Source organism: Legionella waltersii, assembly GCF_001468085.1.
Classification (GTDB): domain Bacteria; phylum Pseudomonadota; class Gammaproteobacteria; order Legionellales; family Legionellaceae; genus Legionella; species Legionella waltersii.
Window position 1 is genome coordinate 1 of sequence record NZ_LNZB01000015.1, and the last position, 19,124, is coordinate 19,124.

Genomic DNA, 19,124 nt, shown 5'->3' on the forward strand with positions numbered 1-19,124 from the left:
TTCGGCAACAGTGATATTGAGGCAACGATGCAATTTACATACTTATTTTGATACTTCTTCGGCAACAGATAATTTGAGGCAATTCGTTGTATTACGCCTACGAGTTTAGTTAAGGATTGCTTAATCCAACTGTGTTAATATACAAACGCTTAAATTGTAATTGTTGAAAAATAGTTAATCATTGGGTAACAAGTTAGAATGACCAACCACACAAAAGTTAAGATTAAACAGCATTTGGGTTTTGCTCATTCTCAGCCTATAGGTTTTATTCAAAAAGAACCAAGATATCCGAGTCATAAAATCATTCCTTCTTTATTATCCATATAAAATCATTAAAAAATTGTTAACGAGCGCAACGTTTTTAAAAGGGTAATAAATAGGAAATCCAAATTATGAGTTATGACAAATTATTTAAATTGAAAAATGATCATCCTAATATTGAAGAAACTTTTGAATACGATTTGTTAGAAATATTTGGTGATTATACAGGACACCAAATCTATTGGTTACAGGGTTTTGGGGTTGATAAGCTCACTTTGTTTTTTAAGGGGCATTGGAATAGACATCATTTGAATACCGTTCAATCAGTGCTAGATGAGTATGACTGGTCTAAAACAGGGGCTATTAATTCAAAATATAATTGTGGCTTAATTGCGATGGAGACGGACCCAACTACACTGTCGTTTCAGTTAATAAAGCCTTTATTATTTAAGGGCGCTCACGGCGGTGTTCTAGTATATAATGAAAGACTTTTTTATGCAGACACCTGGAAACAGACTGTTCAAGAGATTGTTTCTTCAGAAAAAAATCAGAGTATTTTTTATCGCTTTAAGGAATTATGTCTCAACTTTTTTAAATTATTACCTGAAAAACGATACAGTTCTGAGTTCAAAACAAACTTCCCTAAGGATCTCGAATTACTAACTGGCCATGGTCAGAAAGAGCTTGATAAAGAAAAGCGGTATACGACAAGAGGCTTTTTGATTCGCTTAAAAGAGAAACTTATCGCCTCGGGCAAACCAATCAATCCCGATGGCAGTTTAAGTCGGAGAATTAAGTTCGTTCAATCAAAATTAGGACTAAGCGAAAGTCCCATAATAAACATTTCTGAAATAAATGATGAGATAAAACAAAAAATGGAAAATGTATCGGCTATGAAGTAGAAAATTCAGGGAACAATCACCTTACACAGGTATACCTATTCTGGATATACGATTGTTCCCCATCGCCCCAATAAAAAAATATCCTAGCGGTTGCTCAAGAATTCATTAATTAAAAAAAGGTATAATCGAGCCACATCTTCTGGTTTTCCTACGCGACCTTGAGGAATAGCCGCATTCCTTAATAACCTCATTGGAGAAATTTAATCGTCAAGAAAATCAGGAAATTTAATCCTGTTTACTTCTCTTAATAAGAAACATTTTATGAACTCGCTTTACCTGATGATACATTTACTTTACTTTATCGGATTAAATTAAAGTGCCATTTAAAATAAAAAGACCATATGAGTTTATTAGAACCTATTATTTTAGGGCTTGTTTTGTGTGCTGACTCCTTTTCTGCAGCTGTTGCCATGGGATTTCGAGCGCATAAGTTCAAAGACTCCTTGAAGTTTGCGTTTTCCTCGGGAGGCGCAGAAACGATAGTAACATTTGCTGGAGCTTTTGCTGGTGAAAAAGTAATATCTCAGTTTGGTTTTATTGATCACTGGATTGCATTTTTATTACTGTTTTCAGTATCAGCACACATGTTTTATGAAGGTCTTTTAGAATTTAAAAATAAAGGCACTCATATTGCAGAAGCAAAATTCCACGGATTTGCCAAAATCTTAATCGTCTCTTTTGCAACAAGTATAGATGCATTGGCTGTGGGTGTTAGTTTAGGCGTATCTGATAAACCCTTGTTACCCTACCTGATTTCAATTGGTGGCTTTGCATTCATGTCAACCATCGTTGGCATGGCTATCGCTCGAAAAATACCTAAGCACTTGTCTGCTATTTTCAATATGTTGGGGGCACTCATTCTTTTTATTCTTGCCTGTGACATGTTGTTTTTATAATTCTATCGGACTCATCAAGAGTCGAAAGTAACTTCTGAGCAAGCAAAGATCAGTCGATTGAAAGAAGAAAACAAACGCCTCTAGATGGAGAAAGAAATATTAAAAAGGGCCGGGGCCTTCTTTCCTCAAGAAACAAAGCAAGTAGCCCGTTTGCTCGCAAACGGGTTTACGACTATAATGAACAAAATCCTGTTTGCAAGCAAACAGGCTACGCCAGCTGCAGCACCCGAGTCTTCAGTGGAATTAATGCCGGTTTAGCTCCTTTAATTGCTCACATCAATCCCCACTTAGCCTCTAAGTTAATGATAAAAACCCAATCGATTGTTACCGCGGATATTCCTGCAATTGATAAGGAGAAAGTTCGCGATCGCATTTCGACTCAAGTTTATAATCGATGTCCTTACTTAGCTCGGCATTCAAAGCCTGCTGCAAATCATGCAGTGCCAGCTCCCCAAACCTCGGGTTTTTAGCACTTCATTCTTTCAAGTAATGAGAGAAAATAAAGATTACATAGTTGCAGGACTTATGGGAGCTGCTTATATTAGCATAAATATGCTATTGGGTTGACAGCTGAAACCATAAAACCTCGAGGGCCTTGCATTTTCTTTTAAGATAAATAAGCAAATGCTAAGTCCCTCGCCCTTTACTAAAATAGATTTTGCCCGCCAACCTTAAGGTGATTTGGTATTCCTGGAACACGTCCTACAGGGTCTTGCGAATTGCTTGGTCAGGAAATATGGAGAATTGTTTGCTGACGGCTTCATTGTATGCCTCAAAGTCTTTATAACCCGACATGGTTAAAAATTCTTGATAAATGAGATGCGCCTGGTCGACCTCGACCATTGGCCTATCTTTGGTCTGTTGGGATGATTTGTTGTTTATTTTTTCCCTTGGGTTTGAGAAGCTTGGTTTTTAACCAAGTGATTTTTAGTGTCTAGGAGGCGTCCATACCGGCCAATAAATTCTTGCTCGCCTACGCACGCCCCCCTAGATTATTGGGTTAATAAATCATCTCCGGCGTTTTGAACTCTACGCAATGCGTTACTTAAGCGATGGAGATGAGTTGTCAACACACCCTAATAACTAAGAGCCTTGGTGACGCTTAGGCTAGGTATTGCTTGAGATATATCTAGACCAAAATGCCTAAATAGTTCCTCTCTGTTTTCAAAAAATTGATTTCCTACGATTCCGAGATTTGAATTTCGATTAGTCCCTAAAACTTGGCCATCTTGAAAGAGAGTGATTTCTCTTGATTGGCCAGTGGAGTTTCTACCAAAAATTGTATATGAGTTGTCCTTATTTTGACGAATTCCATCTGCATAATTATTACCTTTTGGATCTAAAATAACATAAGGTTTATAGGTGATCGCCACAGGAATTTCTTTTTCTGCTAATACAGGTATTTCACGCACATGGCTGCCATAAATTTTTGCACAATGATCTCGAAGTTCTCTAGGAATCGAATCAGCCAACATCCCTAATACTTCGCTTATCCCATGAGGATCCATCATTTTTGTAAATGGTTTCGTGCCTTTATTCAAAACAATTAGAGGTTGATCCCAGGCTGCGTCCAATTCGACTTGATAATTTGGACTAGCTATAGCATATTTACCGCTAAAATTAGATGTGCCTTGCTCAATACCGTTCTTTCCCCCCACTATGTAGTCCCAATATCCACGTACTCCAGGCCCTGTGCCGGGTGCGTATTCGCAAAACCTCGCTGAACGTACATAGGCAAGCATAACTGCTTTTAATTGTTCGCCAGGAGATAAGTCGTCAGCGGAGCGTATTTCTTCTTGCACACTTGAATTCTTACCAAAAGTGGGTACTGATGAATAGATTACTTCTGCACATTGAGATAATAGAATGGATTTAATTGCACCAATCGCTTTAAAGCATTCAGTCGCTTCTTCTAGGCTTAGTGGTGGTTTTACAGTAGAAGTTGAAATTTTATCTGGATGATACATGATGGCCGTTGTGTGATAGGCAGTAGTTATTTGTTCTATTGTGGGCGAATGAGTATTAAGTCCCAATATCTTATAGTAATCGCCATTAAAAGGAGGGGCTTGGAAGCGTCCTGGTAGTATAAGCGTTGGCATAAAGTCTCTCTCCTGTTATGTTGATACGTGTTTAGGTAGGCACACAAACTATACACTATATAAACAATATGGCAAGCACAATAAGCTATAAGCTTAATTTGACCTCATGTTGTTAATTAAATTTACGACCAAACTCACCCTCTCAGGACTTACGCCCCCCCCCCCAAAAATCGAGGAACAACCGCCTTACCCTGGTGCAAAGAACTATTTCCTGATGAGCCGCGATAAGTGCGAAGACAACGAGTGGTTGTCTACTTTAATCAGACTAACGAAAGAGGAGTTGCCCTTGCCTGTGAAAAAGAGCCGAAAAAAGTAGCGTATCTACTGTAGGTTTTCTTCAGTCTTCTTGCTTACATGGCTCGGTTAACACCTTGTTAACCGAAGGATATTGTGCCCCTTGACGCTAAATAGGGTGGTGATTTGATAGACTATCCCATTAAGATAACTTGCATTATTTAATAGGGGGTCTCTTGATGATTATATTCCTGAGTGCTATTGGGTAATATTGTTTCGTTGATGTCATCTTGAGAATTCTGGAAGAAATTTAATTTCAAAAATGCTGCTGAAACGGTGGCTTTGGAAGCAATGCCCAAGAGATTGCATATGAATTCGGCAAGAACTTTAACAAAGCCAGCTACTGCAATTTTCATTTCTTGAACACTTTGAAAGTGTTCTTTATCTTTAGCACGTAGGTATGATAAATCAATATTATTAATCGTTTCTAATAACTGTTGCGGATTTTTATGATGCTTTAACACGCTTTTCGCTAAACTAGAAATTTCAAGACAAGTGTAGCCAGTGTTTTTTATGAGGGTTTCTATAAAACAAGCTACTTCATGCCTGTAGGTATCTTCATCAGAATTATTTTTTATATCTTTTAGGCGTAATATTTTATCAAGAAGTTTTGAATCTGTGCTTGTATGACTCGGATCCACCCATATACCCGTGGTTTTTCCTGTCGAAAAATTTTTTACTCGTAGCAAATGCGTAAAGCCAGTACTATTATTTTCATTGGTATAGTACAAAACAAATTCATTATCCTGGTATATCTCAAACATTAAGACCCGCCCTTTAAAAATGTTTATTATATGCACTTTTTTTGTAATAAATCAACACCAGTGGGGTACAATTTGATTCAGTTGGGCTCTTTAACTATACAAGTCTTATCGATAAGAGAGGGGCGGTTGGGGCCTGAAAGATCCTCACAAAATTTAACCATTTTGTAGGATCTCCTTCTGTGATTGAATATAGAGCACATAAAGTAGGCTTAGCATCTTTCTGAAAATTAAGTCTGTTATCACCATGCCCTTTTTCAAAGCTCTTTTACCTAGAAATACTCCAGTACTAAACCCAATCATTTGCGTTAAAACTCAAAAAAATATCAAATCTGCGTTGTCGTTGAAAATAACGTTCCAACTCAATCATAAAAACATTGAATGGCATGAACATCCCTATCCTGAGATTATTTTTCTTGAAATAATCAACTTGGAAACTAACGAACCAATGGATTATGAACACTCGCGGTATTTTAAGAAGAAGTGGATTTAAATCATACTAATTGAAGTGTAAAAAGTACTTTTGTCCCCTTTGTCCCAGATATATTTTATATTTCTGCACTTAACAAATAGATTGATTAATCTTTTTTATCAAAATAATAAAATGAGATGTCAAAATTTGATTTATTTTCATTAAAGGGATCTGCGATGATAAAATACTGATAAGCATTGGATGCAGTACCCGTACTAGAAATCAAAACTCAATGTGATCTGTCAGATTAAGTCAAATCGAGTTCAATTGAGTTCAACCTTCGTAGTTCGCAGCATTTTATATCCTAATTCGGCTTAAGGAGTGATTTGATTATTCTCCAGGCTTTCGTCTTTGTATGTTCCATCCAATATTTGCTCCTTGTTTATCCTCCGCAAATCAACAAATTTCTTAATTTTATCAGGGTCTACCGTAATTTTCTTTTGCAGCCTAAGAAACTCTGAAAAACTAATCAAGGCAATACCCAAACTCTTTAAAAAACCAACGCTATGTTTTTGTTTGCTTTCAATTAAATCAATGGCTTGAGGAGAAAATTGATATCCATTTTTCTGTAAAGTACTAAATATCTCAACGTTTTGTCTATGTATCATGGTCAGACTTATAGTTAAACAATTTAACTCATTTGGAGTCATTTTAAGCTTTTCAATTAATACTCTTACCATTAGTGGATCATTTTCCTTTATGGCTTTCATTATAAATTCTAAACGTTGTTTCGGATCAACAATCCTTTTGTCTAAATCATTTAATGTTTCTGCAAGAAGTTTAACGCCTTGATAATTTCTCTCCTTAACCGAAATAAAGATCAATTCTGAGAGAAATTCAGGATTAAAAATATCTCCTTCATTCACTTCCAACACATCGTTCAACACCTTAGCAATTAAATCTTCATTCATTCCCTCAAAAGCTCTTTTTAATAACATTTCCTGGTGATTAGATACCAGTTCTTTGTAGAGATTTTGTAGTTCAGGTATTTCCAATAGCTTTTGCAAGCATCGATAGCTCCCTACAGAAAAGGAAAACAAAAAAATGGGTTTCAGTATATCTATTTTGTTGTCTTTTTTAAGCTTAAGTATCAGTTGCTCAAGAGAATTCGATGAGTCCCGCATAAGGGCACACAAAGCAATCTTGGTCAACTCATCCTCTGTGAACTGATACGAACTATTATTCAAAATGTATGCTGATGTTTCAGCATCATCGTATTTCATTGCGAAGTTTAATCCACCACCAGTATTAGGCTTTAGTATTTTTTGTGCTGGGGTTAAGTACTTATCAAGAAGCGCCTTCTTATTCGGAAATACTCTATCACTTTGGCGTTCGGTACTGATAACGTCTATATGTAGATCAAGGGTCTTACTTCCAAAAGGAAATATAGAAAAATTATATGCGTCATTTGATAACCACCTGGTCATTTTATTGACATCAGTAAATGTCTTAATCACAGCCGAATTATTGGGATCATATACTTTATAGGTACCATCTTTATCACGCGAAATGGCAATAGTATGCTTTAAAGAAGAAACACGCATTGCTTCATTTGGCTTTAAGTTGATTTGCTTTATTATGTCAGCCCAGTTCTCTCGACTTGTCTTAAATCCTATTTGATAAATCGAGCGCAAGCATTTACCTTTCACATGCAACTGCTCATGAGAATTTGTTTGACTGTATTTATTGCGAGTGCTGTGTGCATCACCTACTTGCAAAGCAATTATTTTTTCTACCAAGTTGAATAATTCTATATCCAGCTCGGGCGATGGATTAATTTTTTGTGCTACATAAGATAAAAGATTCTCAAACTCTTGTTCTTTTCCTTCCAATACGTATTGAATATACAAAGTAGATAATGCATGACAAATTCCTTCTTCATTAACCTTAATCGGTAAATGATGATAGTTTAAATAATTATTTAAACTACTAATTACTGTATATTGTGCCGTGTTTACTTGCTTGTTTTTTGTCATATCAAAAATTCAATAGTATTAAGATTGAAATTAATCTTTGCTGCTTGGAAGTCCAAGAGCAGGCCTGCCTTATCTTTTTATTTATTCTTCTTTATATAGATATATTAGCAAGCTAATATTAATTTAAGCTTAAATTCCCTATTAACTCTTGGCTGATTGAAAAACAACCTTTCTTGTCAATTTTTATACTCAGTGAATATCCCTCTGCAAGGTAATTTCTTCAGTACTTCTAGATAAATTCAACACACCCTAGTTTTTGATTTAAAATTATTTCGAGGCCTTATTCATAACAATATAGTCAAGTGAGGAACCACTCCGAGTCTATAATGTCTAATTACAATAACCTCTCTTAACTCTATAACGCTCATGCTGAATTTACATAAAAAATGTATTCTGATACGATGTTTTTCCCAATCAAATAACTACTTCTATCAACTGAAAAATGTAATGACCCATTCAATGATAACACCAAGACCACAGGTATTTTGCTCTAAGTTAAAGCTCTGTATTTCGATACTTGGGGTTAATCTTCTTGCGTTTAACTGCTCCACAGCAGCACAATACCATGCCAGTGTTTATTTAGGCGGTACGACTACAAAATTATCTCACGTTGGCCCGCTGTATTTTGTGGATGAAACCGATCTACTAGAACAACGCAATAATAATTTTGCTGATGTTACTTGGGGACTTGCAGCAGCAGTCCGACTTAAAGCTTCTGGATCCTTACAGCAATTAGTCGAAGAATTTTCCTTCGGGCCAGAGTTTTTCTATTTTTCTTCGGCTGGAGTTGGAGATGTATGGCAATATCGATTGCCTGAAATGAATAACTTAACCTATCGTCTCCCCATAAAAAGCTATCGACTTCTAGTAACCGATGAAATTACCTTTAAACCAATATCACAAATGGTTTTTCCATTTTTCGAGTGGGGGCTAGGAGTTGCTGCAAATCAATCGTCCTATCAAGAGTATCCCAGACCTACTTATAACGCGCCTGGTTTGACACTAACACAACATACACAATATCAGTTTGCCTACACCTTGGGAGGTGGTTTGAAAATAGATATCTCTGATTGGGCTAAACTGAAGACGAACCAACTCCAGCTCTCATTGCGATATCTATACGCGAATCTTGGTTCAGCGACTACTTCTAATAGATCGAGTGCTTTTTTAACCACACCTATTTCTGTAGATCTTTCAACTCAAACTTGGGTTGCCGGACTGACTTATTTGATTTAAATAATTATTCAAGGAATTAAATTCATGAAGAATCCATCGTCATTAGCACTCTATATTGCTAGTTTGCTGTGGCTCCAGTTCGCCTATGCTGCGGTTAATCCTTTTTCAGTAACTCCCGGATCGCCGGTGCAAAATATGGTTGCAGGAAGTTCCCAAGGGATTCATTATGTGTTAACCAGCCCGGCTCCAATAGATTCACCAGCGGTGGTAAAATGTACTTTTACTCCTGAAAATCCTTCTCAGTTTAGTTATTCGTTTAATCAAGCTGGATGTGTCACCGGTGTTGGTTTATTTAGTGGACTTCAGGTTGATGTCTTACTAACCCTCACAGCAGCAAGTGGTGTTACAACGCCTCAAAAGGGTACTTTGACATTTCAACAAACAAATGGCAGAGGATATACGATTAATATCCCTATTACGGTCAATGTTGCAAGCACTTCACAGCGTACCATCACCATCAACAATTATTGCACAACACCACCTGGGGCTGGGAAAGATACCTTGAATAATTTGGTCATTGGAGTTATCACTTCCTCTGTCCCTGCTAAGAATCAATATAGCGCACAAACTGCATGTACTGATGATTCAGACTGCTCTGTATTCACTTATTCAACGTGCATTAACGCATCTGCCACAGGTCCTTGTAACGGTGGCGCGGGGTGTTATTGTGGTGGTGGTGCCTGTGTTTCAGATTCTGATTGTTCCAATTCGCAGGCAGGAACTTGTGTTAAAGGCGCTTGTACCTATTGCAATGGTGATTCGGATTGCATTCAAGGTGCGAGTTGCAACACAGCAAGTAATATATGCTACTTCAAAATTCCAGAGCCAGGAAAGTATCAATTGAATCCCTTTACACTAGGTGGCAATCCAGATTCAACGACGATTACTTTGCAAGATCATTCTGCTGCCAACGGCTTTACGCAGGTATTCAACGGACGGATTACCGGACGTGTGGGCTGCGACCTTGCAGGCGGCCAGTACTCAAATTGCAATGTTGGAGATTGTGGAACCTCATCAACAGCTGATCCGGGCGCTTGTAACTTCCAAACAAATGCAATTACTTCTCCTGCAACATTGGCTGAAGCGACATTTATTGCCAAGACCCCAGACACTTACGATTTGTCCATCATTGGAGGTGTTTCAATACCGATGGATTTTCATCCTACCTCCGGTAGCGCAGCATCGCCAAACGCTTATAACAATCCATATGTATGTGGTAATTCTGGTTCTATTACTGAAGTCAAAACCAATGGTGGACAGCAAAATATAGGCGCAAGCAATTGGGATTTTACTTTGCCGACTTATTTAAACTATCCTGTTTATCAATTACGCTGGGTAGATGATAGTACCGCGACTGTTTGTTCAGCTGTTCAGCCCTGTGCAAATGGTTTGTATTGTGGCATGACAAGGGCTAATGAAGGAGCCGCCGGTCAGACAACTTGCGGAAATCCACTTGGATATTGGACCTTCAATCAAATTTGTACTGACAATAATGCGTTTACATTTAAAAATGCAAATGGTGATACCATTGCCTCTTGTAATTCATCATATAACACCAATACCTACAAAGACCTTCAATTATGTGCTGGTCCTGCTGCCGTTAGTTGTTTTAATGTCAATAAAAAAGATAACACCTGTTGTGGCTGTGTGAATTGGAACACGCTAGGGATAATTGTGCCAACTAGTCCTGAAATTGTTCAACAATGCAGTTATCCCAATTCGTATTGGGTTGGTTCAACACGACTCAATGCTCCGGGTGCTTTGCCCTTTATCCAGTGGTTAAAAGAAGCCTGTCCAGGTTGTTATACTTATCCTTATGACGATAAAACGTCAACCTATGGTTGTCCCGGAAATAATGGACAAAGCGCAGTGAATTATACGATTGATTTTTGCCCGGAAAATATGGAAGCTTAAATCCCTTAGACAAAACGCAAAACTCCGGTCATGCCGTTATTGTGATAGGTAGCCAGGAAATTGCCAAATACGGCCAAAAACAACCATTTGTCTTCTTTCTTGATCCTAATGATGCCAGTATTCTTGGACAAGATAGAACGGTATATCGTATGAGCCATGAGGAGCTAGCACCACGCCTTATGTTAACAAATGAATAATCTCATCATGCAGTAGAAATTATGATTTATGCTTAAGCTTTTCTAGATCGTCTTTCACACGTCGAGTTGCTTCATGACCTTCTCGTATCATTTCTTGGGCACGATCGAACTCCATAAGGCCGATATAGCCAAGCTTCGGTGTGATGAGAACGTCAGGGGGATCCTCTGCCATTCGCGAGTTAGTGATACGATCCTGCATAATGTTAATGGAGCCAGCCATCACGTCGAAGAGACCGGGTTTAGTGATTTTTTTCTTACGCAGAGAGGAGATAAATGAATCAAGCCTAATGCCGAAATCCGCTTTCAGTTTGGAGGCCCAAATAGGGATTTTTGGATCAAGCTTTTCAGCATATTCCAATTTCTTTTTGTTATATTCATTATCAGCTGCTGCATCACTGTGTTGCAGGCAGAAATGTCTTCCGACGAGATCACTATTTAGGTTAACAGCGATGACATAATCAGCTCCCATAGCGCGTGCTAGCGAAATAGGTACAGGATTAACAAGGCCGCCATCCAGCATAATATCGTGTTTTAAAGCAATAGGTGCAAAAATTCCAGGTAAGGCGATGGAGGATCGCACAGCATCGAGTAAGGAACCATCGCGCAACCAGTGCTCTTTACCATTCAAGAGAGATGTTGCAACACACGCAAAGGGGACTTTCAGCTCCTCGATAGTAGGATTACCAATGCATTTTTCGATGGCAACCATAAGAGGTTTACCTTGAATAAAACCACCACCAGCCATGCGAACATCTAATAATTTTAGAATGTCCACACGCCTAAACGTGCAAATCCATTCTTCAAATTCGTCGAGATGACCTGATGCATAAGCGCCACCAACCACAGCACCTATGGATGAACCTGTAACAAGATCTGGTTTTATGCCCATGTTTGCCAATTCACGGATCACGCCTATGTGTGCCCAGCCGCGAGCTGACCCGCTTCCAAGTACTAGCCCTATTTTGGGTCTTTCCATATTATCCCTCCTGCTTTGGCATGCATAAATCCATGAAAAGATAACCTCTATGCTTATGGTAAACTTTTGATAACCTCTTTATACCATAAGGAAACGCAATTTTGGTGTAAATGATTTAAACCGTTTTGCATATTAATGTGTTGACTATATGATTACTTAAAGATTGCAGAATTTGGCGTTGAACCAAGTATTTAGAAACTTACATGATCAATAATTCGTGATTCGCGAATAGCGAACCACTGAATTTTGATAGAAAAATCACTCCCCTCCCCAAACCTTCTCCGTAAACTTATTCAACCTAGTAGCGGTATTGAGCAGCTCAATACCGCAATAACTCTATTGCTATTTTACGATCTCTTGCTCGCCCTGTCAGAGTTTGCAGTGGTATCTCTGGACATACTATTACTTTAAAATCAGCGACTTAATTATAAATCTGGAGTCTCATAATCCGTTGGTCCCATAGTCAAACCCTAGTGGCCCACCAATTCATTTTATTCGAATGTGGGAATTCGATTGTTGTTGTGCTACAGATTTCCATGCTAATACTATAAGAGATATTCAAGCTTTGTGACGAAGAAACTGATGAACACATTACATTACCTCATTCACACAACTATTTATTACGTTACTTGGTTTACGGGCATTACTCTTGCTGCTCATGGATATGCTTGGATAAGCCCTCTAATCATAGTTGCTTGTGTTGTGTTGCAAGTATACTGGGAACATAAAAGGGGAAAAACTCTACACGGGCTATGGCTTTTATTAGCGATTGTCATCTTTATCAGTACTCTAATCGATAGTACCCTGGTTTACAAAGGAATTATAATTTATGCAGCAAACCCCTTTTCCCCCTATTTTACGTCTCTTTGGATGATAACGATATGGATAAGTTTTACGGTAACTTTATATGCCACATTAAGCAGCTTATTTTCTCACCTGTTTTTACTCGCGCTTTTGTCAGGTGTAGGTTTTGCCTTGGCTTTTCGGATTGGCGCAAGCTTAGACGCTGCTTTTTTTCCTTATGGTAACAATGTGACCTGCATTTTCATTGGCGTTATTTGGTCTGTTTTATTACCATTTTGCGTGTACTGCTATCAAAAGATCAAAGGATGATAAAGAATGTATTCTATTGGCATGGTAGTGATTTATCTTTTTTTACAAATGAGTTTTATGTGGGGATTATATCGTATTCTAAAAAATCCTTCAGTTGTTGATGTTTCTTGGTCATTAGGATTAATGGTATCAGGCTTAATCTATTTACTCTTAACGCCTTTAAATGTTCGCACTCTCATTATTGGCTCTCTTCTCGCTGTATGGGCTTTACGACTTGCATTGTATCTATGGTACACAAGAATAAGGAAAGGACATGTTGACAAGAGATATATCGAACTCAGTACCAATTGGAAAATAAGCCCCTCTCTAGGTTTTTTTATTAACTTTCAACTCCAGGGTTTGCTTATTTTAATTATATCAAGTGTATTTTTTCTGATTAGCCAATCAGGGCCAACGGATATTACTATGCTGGATATCCTTGCTATTGCCATTATTGCAATAGGAATTCTAGGAGAGACCCTAGCGGATTTGCAATTACAGCGTTTTAAAATACGACACAAAGGGGAAGTGTGTAACACTGGCTTATGGAATTACTCACGTCATCCCAATTATTTTTTCGATTGGTTAAGCTGGGTGGGATTCGCTTTATGTGCTATACAGTCGAACATAGGATATCTGTGTTTTGCTTCCCCTTTGATGCTTTATGTTATTTTTACTCGTATGACAGGTCCGTTGACAGAAAGAGGCTCAATACAATCAAAGGGGCAAAAATACATTGACTATCAAAATCAAACCTCTATGTTTTTTCCTTGGTTTAAGAAAAAAACAGGTTCTCAGTGAGGGATAAAAATAAACAAATAGAGCTGCGCAAGGCCATACAAAAGAGTTCAATAATTGGTGAAATCGTAGGTTTCATAAGTGACTGCTCCAAACATTACTCCTTAAACCAGAACTTGGCAGAGCCAAATTAACAATCCCGAAATTATTTTTAGACCACTTATTTCTTATTAATACTTGAAGTCAATAAGACTCTGATTCATAGTGGATTTTTATACTATTGAGATACATGAATTTATGGCCCGATATTTAATTATTGCAGCAAGTAGCGCGATTGGTCAGTCAGTAGTTGACCTTTTAAAGAAACAAGGGGATGAAGTACTGACTACGGCGCAAAACAAAGCTAAAATTACACCGGACTTTATTCTTGATGCATCTGACTTCGATGCCGTTGATAAAGTGTTTGAGCAAGCAGGTTCTATAGATGGAGTGGTGAATTGCGCGGGTTCTTTATTACTTAAGAGTGCTCATGCGACAAATTTTGATGAATTTCAAAAGACAATCAATGCATCTTTAACCACATCCTTTGCAGTTGTTCGTGCAGCTGGTAAGAGAATGACTCAGGGAGGCTCTGTGGTGCTTATTGCGTCCGCAGCAGCATTAACCGGCCTCGCTAATCATGAGGCGATTGCTGCAGCCAAAGCAGGTGTTATAGGCTTAGCCCAATCAGCAGCGGCAACTTACGCATCCTCTAACTTGCGTGTCAATGTAGTTGCGCCTGGGATGGTAAAGTCGCTTTTGACAGATGCATTACTTAAGAATCAACTGATTGCTAAAGCATCAACTGCCATGCATGCCTTGGGACGAATTGGCGAGCCAGCGGATGTGGCACAGGCTATCCTCTTTTTTCTTAATCCTAACAACAGCTGGATAACTGCACAAGTGCTTGCGGTCGATGGTGGTCTAAGCTCCGTTCGTCCTAAGCTTAAAATGTAAATCCATGATTGGGACGTGCTATGACTAAATTGTGTTTTATTTTGGGCGACCAATTGAGTGAGTCACTGTCTTCACTCGCTGCAATCAACAAGCACGATGACATGGTGTTTCTTTGCGAAGTGACTGAAGAGGCCACATACGTTGCACATCATCCTAAAAAAATCGCTTTTTTATTTTCAGCGATGCGTCATTTTGCACGACGATTAAAAGCGCTTGGCTATCGAGTGCGTTACACTCAATATGAGGATGCCGCCAATGCAGGTTCTTTTGAAAAAGAGTTAAAACGAGCAATACAGGAAGATAACATTTCAGAGGTACACATCACTCACCCTGGCGAGTGGCGAGTTCTACAAAAAATGAAAACTTTAGAAAAACAATTGCGGATAGCCCTTATCATTCATGAAGACACTCGATTTTTATGCTCGATAGAGGAGTTTAACTATTGGGCAAAAGATAAAAAGCAGATGCGTATGGAGTATTTTTACCGAATGATGCGTCAAAAGCATCACCTTCTCATGGATGGTCGAGGAAAGCCGGTAGGTGGTGCATGGAACTATGATGAGCAGAATCGAAAAAATGCGAATCACATTAAAACATTTCCTAGTCGTTTGGTACAACCTATCGATCAATTGACCTCTGAAGTTTTAAGCTTAGTGGAAAAGGAGTTTTCTAATCATTTTGGTCAATTGAGACCATTTAATTTTGCGGTGACTCGCGAGCAGGCACTTTGCGAAGCCAACTACTTTATAGAGCATTGTTTAGTGTATTTCGGCGATTACCAAGACGCGATGCGTTCCAATGAAGTCAACTTATATCACTCAAAACTATCCTTTTATTTGAATGCAGGACTTCTGCTACCCCTAGAGTTATGCCTTATGGCAGAAGACGCTTTTAGACAGAAATTAGCCCCTTTGAATGCTGCCGAGGGTTTTATTCGTCAAATTTTAGGATGGCGTGAATACGTTCGCGGCATCTATTGGTTTTTGATGCCTGAGTACGCAAGTAGAAATTACTTTAATGCATCTAAACCTTTGCCCTCACTATTTTGGGGGAAACAGACTCAGATGTTTTGTATGAACGAAGTGGTGCGACAAACAGAAGTTAATGCTTACTCACATCATATTCAGCGTTTAATGATTACTGGTAATTTTGCGCTCTTGGCAGGTCTAAATCCCAAAGAAGTGTGCGAGTGGTATTTGGCGGTGTATGCTGATGCCTACGAATGGGTGGAATTACCAAATACATTGGGGATGGCACTTTATGCTGATGGAGGGATGATGGCAAGTAAGCCCTATGCTGCAAGTGGGAAATACATTCAAAAAATGAGCAACTTTTGTAAATCATGCATGTATAACCCGAAAGAGGTCATCGGTGAAAAAGCCTGTCCGTTTAATTCCCTCTATTGGAACTTTATAGATCAACATCAAGACAAGCTTATCAACAACCCTCGTCTTCATTATACTTACCTGAGTTGGGATAAAATGGATCCGGAAAAGAAAAAGACCATACTTGTTAAAGCAGCTCAAGTGCTGAGTGCGTTAGACGCTGAGCAATTATAATAAACAGTCGGCCCCTGAGGTAAGCTAAAAAAGAAGAACAACGACTAGCCAATCAGCCTGCAGTCGATAAAAAAAGACAAAGGACGCAGTATCCTCAATAGGCTACGAAGAGGTTCTGATTTCCTTCATTTTGCTTATTCTTGCCTATGGCATTGTTTTTGGGTTTTATCTCTATTATTTATTCAAGCTAATCGCTCATGGACCACAGACATTGACAGAAGATGAAGTTGAGCATCATGCCTTCCAGTATATGACAGACATTCCTAAGGAGAAAAAATAATGTTGCCACTTATTTTTGCCGTACTTCTAGGGTTTATTATCATCGTGTATGTGATTTTAGATGGATTTGATTTGGGCATTGGTATTCTGTTTCCTTTTACCGCCAATGAAAAATAGCGAGATACCATGATGAATTCCATAGCCCCTGTCTGGGATGGTAATGAAACGTGGCTCGTTTTTGGCGGAGCGATGCTTTATGGTGCATTTCCGAAAGTATATGGTTTGCTATTACCGATTCTTTACATGCCCATTATGCTTATGTTGATTGCGTTAATATTTCGAGGCGTGAGTTTTGAGTTTCGCTTCAAGGCAAAAAAATCAAAAGCCATCTGGAATTGGACTTTTTCAATCAGCTCAGTTGCTGCTACGTTCTTTCAAGGGGTTATTCTTGGTGCCTTTGTCCAAGGTTTCTCCATCAATGAATCTTCAATGACTGTTAATAATCCCGACTGGTTAACCCCTTTTAGTCTGTGTACCGGGATTGCTTTGGTCTGCGGATATGCTCTTTTAGGCGCTACATGGATGATTATCAAAAGCACAGGCAGGCTTCAGCGTAAAATGATCCATCATGCACGAGGATTATTAGTATTAGTGAGTTTATTTTTGATTTTTGTGAGCATTTGGACCCCTTTACATAGTGATGAAATTTTTCATCGTTGGTATAGTTTTGCTAACTTGATTTTATTAAGTCCTCTACCCTTGCTTGCTGCAGTTGCCATTTATCAAGTTTGGCAAAATCTAAATAAGGCAAGTGAATACAAGCCATTCGTTTACAGTATCGTTGCATTTTTGTGTGCTTATCTAGGAATTGGGATTAGTGTTTATCCTTATTTAATTCCCCATCAAGTCACTCTTTGGGAAGCTGCAGCCCCTGATTCAACGCTTAAGTTTATTCTGGTTGGTGTAGTGATTATGCTTCCGATACTCCTTACGTATACACTGTATGCTTACCATCTGTTTCGAGGAAAATCGTCAGGACACTATCATTAGAAATACCCAAATACAGTTGCATGGAGTACTTAGTAGCATGTAGTCTAAATAGACGCATTTATGGGGCGAACCTTTCAAAAATTGCGCTTCTAATTAAAAAATCATCAAAAAATCCCCCCCTTACCCTATAAATTAGGTATATTAGTACCGCGCTAAAAGTGAAGACCTTTTACAATCGCATAAAAGAACCAAAACAATGGAATTTTGTCAGGCAATCTATTGTTGATTAATGGAGCCTAGAGAGTTTCTTATATCAGGCTGTTATGTCTTAAACGGAAGGAGTTAATTGATGTTTGGATGGTTTAATCAGAAAAGCACGTATAAAAAAGCGTTGCAGATATACAATTTAGCAGCATTGGGATTGGCCACTTATGATTTTTTCTTTAATCCGGAATCCCAATACAGTGAAGTAGGTTTAGATATTGCTGTGCATGCGATGTCCTTTTTAAGCTTACAAGAAAACTCCAACGCCGTTCTACAGTTCTTCTCTTCCTGGGCAAATATGTACAGGGGAGGAGCAATTTATGCAGGAGTTACTTCTGGATGTACTAGGGTACCGGGAGTGCTCAATGGATTGGATGCTCTGGGTCATGCGGCCAATGGATTTAGCATTGTTTGCTCTGATGTGGAAGAAGAATCGAATGAATCCGTTGCTAAGTTAAAGAATTGATTCTGATGTACGCATATGTCCTTGTTCAGCGGAAGCTGAACAAGGACCTTGCTAATCAAGTACTCTTCGTTCATAAATCCTGTGTGTAAGCTTACCTTAATGAAGTACAAAATGGTCTGGTTGTAGCATTTTAATTCTTCTTCAGCTAGCGTAGCCTATTTGCTTGCAAACAGGATTTTGTTCATTAGAGTTGTAAACCCGTTTGCGAGCAAACGAGCCACTTGCGGTTGACGTGGTCTAATGAGTTTTGACAACCCAGTTAAGAGATAATGCACTTAAATGACGAACGTTTTTGTTCCTTCAGGTAGGCTTGATGAGCGCACCAATGAAATGGTCTGCTCCACTTCTTCTTGGGATTTTTCAATAGCAATAGGTAATTCTTTTGCTGGTGTCATGTAACAACCTGGCTCCTCTTAAGGGCAGCAAGGTTAGCTAGCAGTCCTATTAAAATCAATCGGTTGGTGTGAAAATAATAAATCATTACCTTTTTGATGAAAGCTCACGAAAAAAATAATGCGGGTACATGACATTTTCATCAAATCATCTCCGAAGTAATATTACAGAACAATGCGGGCCATTTTTGATCAATATTATGGATCAATGGAGCCTGACCCTGAGGGATCGACTCATTTTTAAAACAGGGGCATTTATACCAAAGGTCAGGTGCTTCGCCGAATGGCGTTGCCTTAAGCGGTGGTATTAGGTTCATCTATCTGGCCCTCATCGGACCGCTTGCTGACGCGCGCGGCTCGGTTCCTTCTTTGCTGTCTGAATCTAATCCTAGTCACAGTAGGGAGTGAATCGGTCCGCTTGCTG

The 19,124-nt window shown here is 38.7% G+C and carries 15 protein-coding genes and 2 pseudogenes; 13 read left to right on the forward strand and 4 right to left on the reverse strand.

The window, feature by feature from the left end:
• The first annotated feature begins 392 nt into the window (after positions 1-392).
• Complete coding sequence (locus tag Lwal_RS03215) at positions 393-1,163, forward strand: DUF5617 domain-containing protein (protein WP_058479486.1); 771 nt, start codon at positions 393-395, stop codon at positions 1,161-1,163.
• A gap of 341 nt (positions 1,164-1,504) precedes the next feature.
• The gene (locus tag Lwal_RS03220; protein WP_058479487.1) at positions 1,505-2,059 is read left to right on the forward strand and encodes a manganese efflux pump MntP; all 555 of its coding nucleotides are present in this window, start codon (positions 1,505-1,507) and stop codon (positions 2,057-2,059) included.
• Between the two features lie 1,076 nt (positions 2,060-3,135).
• On the opposite strand, the gene Lwal_RS03225 is transcribed toward Lwal_RS03220, so the two are convergent.
• A complete protein-coding gene (locus tag Lwal_RS03225; RefSeq protein WP_058479488.1) occupies positions 3,136-4,158 on the reverse strand; it encodes a DnaJ domain-containing protein in 1,023 nt (340 codons plus the stop codon).
• Positions 4,159-4,613: 455 nt separating this feature from the next.
• A complete protein-coding gene (locus tag Lwal_RS03230) occupies positions 4,614-5,216 on the reverse strand; it encodes an HD domain-containing protein (protein WP_058479489.1) in 603 nt (200 codons plus the stop codon).
• A 244-nt stretch (positions 5,217-5,460) separates the two neighbouring features.
• On the opposite strand from Lwal_RS03230, the gene Lwal_RS17230 reads away from it, so the two are divergent.
• Positions 5,461-5,706, forward strand: a complete 246-nt coding sequence (locus Lwal_RS17230) for a hypothetical protein (RefSeq protein WP_157066260.1) — start codon at positions 5,461-5,463, stop codon at positions 5,704-5,706.
• A gap of 293 nt (positions 5,707-5,999) precedes the next feature.
• Here Lwal_RS17230 and Lwal_RS17690 read toward each other — a convergent pair whose 3' ends face one another.
• Positions 6,000-7,661, reverse strand: coding sequence for a hypothetical protein (locus tag Lwal_RS17690; protein WP_065235640.1), 1,662 nt, complete (start codon positions 7,659-7,661; stop codon positions 6,000-6,002).
• A 459-nt stretch (positions 7,662-8,120) separates the two neighbouring features.
• Between Lwal_RS17690 and Lwal_RS03245 the strand changes: the two genes are divergently transcribed.
• The 3 genes from Lwal_RS03245 to Lwal_RS03255 are packed head-to-tail and all read left to right on the forward strand — an operon-like array spanning position 8,121 to position 11,008.
• Entirely contained in the window at positions 8,121-8,897 is a 777-nt protein-coding gene (locus Lwal_RS03245; RefSeq protein ID WP_058479490.1) for an outer membrane protein, read from the forward strand.
• Positions 8,898-8,921: 24 nt separating this feature from the next.
• The gene (locus tag Lwal_RS03250) at positions 8,922-10,811 is read left to right on the forward strand and encodes a thaumatin family protein (RefSeq protein WP_058479491.1); all 1,890 of its coding nucleotides are present in this window, start codon (positions 8,922-8,924) and stop codon (positions 10,809-10,811) included.
• Positions 10,787-11,008 carry a hypothetical protein gene (locus Lwal_RS03255; RefSeq protein ID WP_058479492.1) on the forward strand — a complete coding sequence of 74 codons (222 nt, stop codon included), beginning with the start codon at positions 10,787-10,789 and terminating at the stop codon, positions 11,006-11,008. The genes Lwal_RS03250 and Lwal_RS03255 overlap by 25 nt, the downstream gene beginning before the upstream one ends.
• Before the next feature lie 19 nt (positions 11,009-11,027).
• Here the strand turns inward: Lwal_RS03255 and Lwal_RS03260 are convergent, their stop codons facing one another.
• A complete protein-coding gene (locus Lwal_RS03260; protein ID WP_058479493.1) occupies positions 11,028-11,984 on the reverse strand; it encodes a patatin-like phospholipase family protein in 957 nt (318 codons plus the stop codon).
• 582 nt (positions 11,985-12,566) lie between these two features.
• Here Lwal_RS03260 and Lwal_RS03265 point away from each other — a divergent pair.
• From Lwal_RS03265 to Lwal_RS03290, 7 genes and pseudogenes are all read left to right on the forward strand, one after another.
• Positions 12,567-13,097, forward strand: a complete 531-nt coding sequence (locus Lwal_RS03265) for a DUF2878 domain-containing protein (RefSeq protein ID WP_058479494.1) — start codon at positions 12,567-12,569, stop codon at positions 13,095-13,097.
• 6 nt (positions 13,098-13,103) lie between these two features.
• Positions 13,104-13,877, forward strand: coding sequence for a DUF1295 domain-containing protein (locus tag Lwal_RS03270; RefSeq protein ID WP_058479495.1), 774 nt, complete (start codon positions 13,104-13,106; stop codon positions 13,875-13,877).
• A 234-nt stretch (positions 13,878-14,111) separates the two neighbouring features.
• Positions 14,112-14,810 carry an SDR family oxidoreductase gene (locus tag Lwal_RS03275; protein WP_058479496.1) on the forward strand — a complete coding sequence of 233 codons (699 nt, stop codon included), beginning with the start codon at positions 14,112-14,114 and terminating at the stop codon, positions 14,808-14,810.
• Positions 14,811-14,830: 20 nt separating this feature from the next.
• Positions 14,831-16,369, forward strand: coding sequence for a cryptochrome/photolyase family protein (locus tag Lwal_RS03280; RefSeq protein WP_058479497.1), 1,539 nt, complete (start codon positions 14,831-14,833; stop codon positions 16,367-16,369).
• 73 nt (positions 16,370-16,442) lie between these two features.
• Positions 16,443-16,649 (forward strand): annotated as a pseudogene (locus Lwal_RS18105) (cytochrome ubiquinol oxidase subunit I); the annotation flags it as partial.
• Positions 16,649-17,638: pseudogene (gene cydB / locus Lwal_RS03285) on the forward strand (cytochrome d ubiquinol oxidase subunit II). The pseudogenes Lwal_RS18105 and cydB, both read left to right, overlap by 1 nt.
• Before the next feature lie 289 nt (positions 17,639-17,927).
• Entirely contained in the window at positions 17,928-18,308 is a 381-nt protein-coding gene (locus Lwal_RS03290; RefSeq protein WP_058479498.1) for a hypothetical protein, read from the forward strand.
• Positions 18,309-19,124 lie beyond the last annotated feature (816 nt).

Excerpts from the sequence above, each read along its gene's own strand:
- Lwal_RS03215 (WP_058479486.1), top strand. The coding sequence starts at position 393 with ATGAGTTATGACAAATTATTTAAATTGAAAAATGATCATCCTAATATT.
- Lwal_RS03220 (WP_058479487.1), top strand. The coding sequence starts at position 1,505 with ATGAGTTTATTAGAACCTATTATTTTAGGGCTTGTTTTGTGTGCTGAC.
- Lwal_RS03225 (WP_058479488.1), bottom strand. The coding sequence starts at position 4,158 with ATGCCAACGCTTATACTACCAGGACGCTTCCAAGCCCCTCCTTTTAAT.
- Lwal_RS03230 (WP_058479489.1), bottom strand. The coding sequence starts at position 5,216 with ATGTTTGAGATATACCAGGATAATGAATTTGTTTTGTACTATACCAAT.
- Lwal_RS17230 (WP_157066260.1), top strand. The coding sequence starts at position 5,461 with ATGCCCTTTTTCAAAGCTCTTTTACCTAGAAATACTCCAGTACTAAAC.
- Lwal_RS17690 (WP_065235640.1), bottom strand. The coding sequence starts at position 7,661 with ATGACAAAAAACAAGCAAGTAAACACGGCACAATATACAGTAATTAGT.
- Lwal_RS03245 (WP_058479490.1), top strand. The coding sequence starts at position 8,121 with ATGATAACACCAAGACCACAGGTATTTTGCTCTAAGTTAAAGCTCTGT.
- Lwal_RS03250 (WP_058479491.1), top strand. The coding sequence starts at position 8,922 with ATGAAGAATCCATCGTCATTAGCACTCTATATTGCTAGTTTGCTGTGG.
- Lwal_RS03260 (WP_058479493.1), bottom strand. The coding sequence starts at position 11,984 with ATGGAAAGACCCAAAATAGGGCTAGTACTTGGAAGCGGGTCAGCTCGC.
- Lwal_RS03265 (WP_058479494.1), top strand. The coding sequence starts at position 12,567 with ATGAACACATTACATTACCTCATTCACACAACTATTTATTACGTTACT.
- Lwal_RS03270 (WP_058479495.1), top strand. The coding sequence starts at position 13,104 with ATGTATTCTATTGGCATGGTAGTGATTTATCTTTTTTTACAAATGAGT.
- Lwal_RS03275 (WP_058479496.1), top strand. The coding sequence starts at position 14,112 with ATGGCCCGATATTTAATTATTGCAGCAAGTAGCGCGATTGGTCAGTCA.
- Lwal_RS03280 (WP_058479497.1), top strand. The coding sequence starts at position 14,831 with ATGACTAAATTGTGTTTTATTTTGGGCGACCAATTGAGTGAGTCACTG.
- Lwal_RS03290 (WP_058479498.1), top strand. The coding sequence starts at position 17,928 with ATGTTTGGATGGTTTAATCAGAAAAGCACGTATAAAAAAGCGTTGCAG.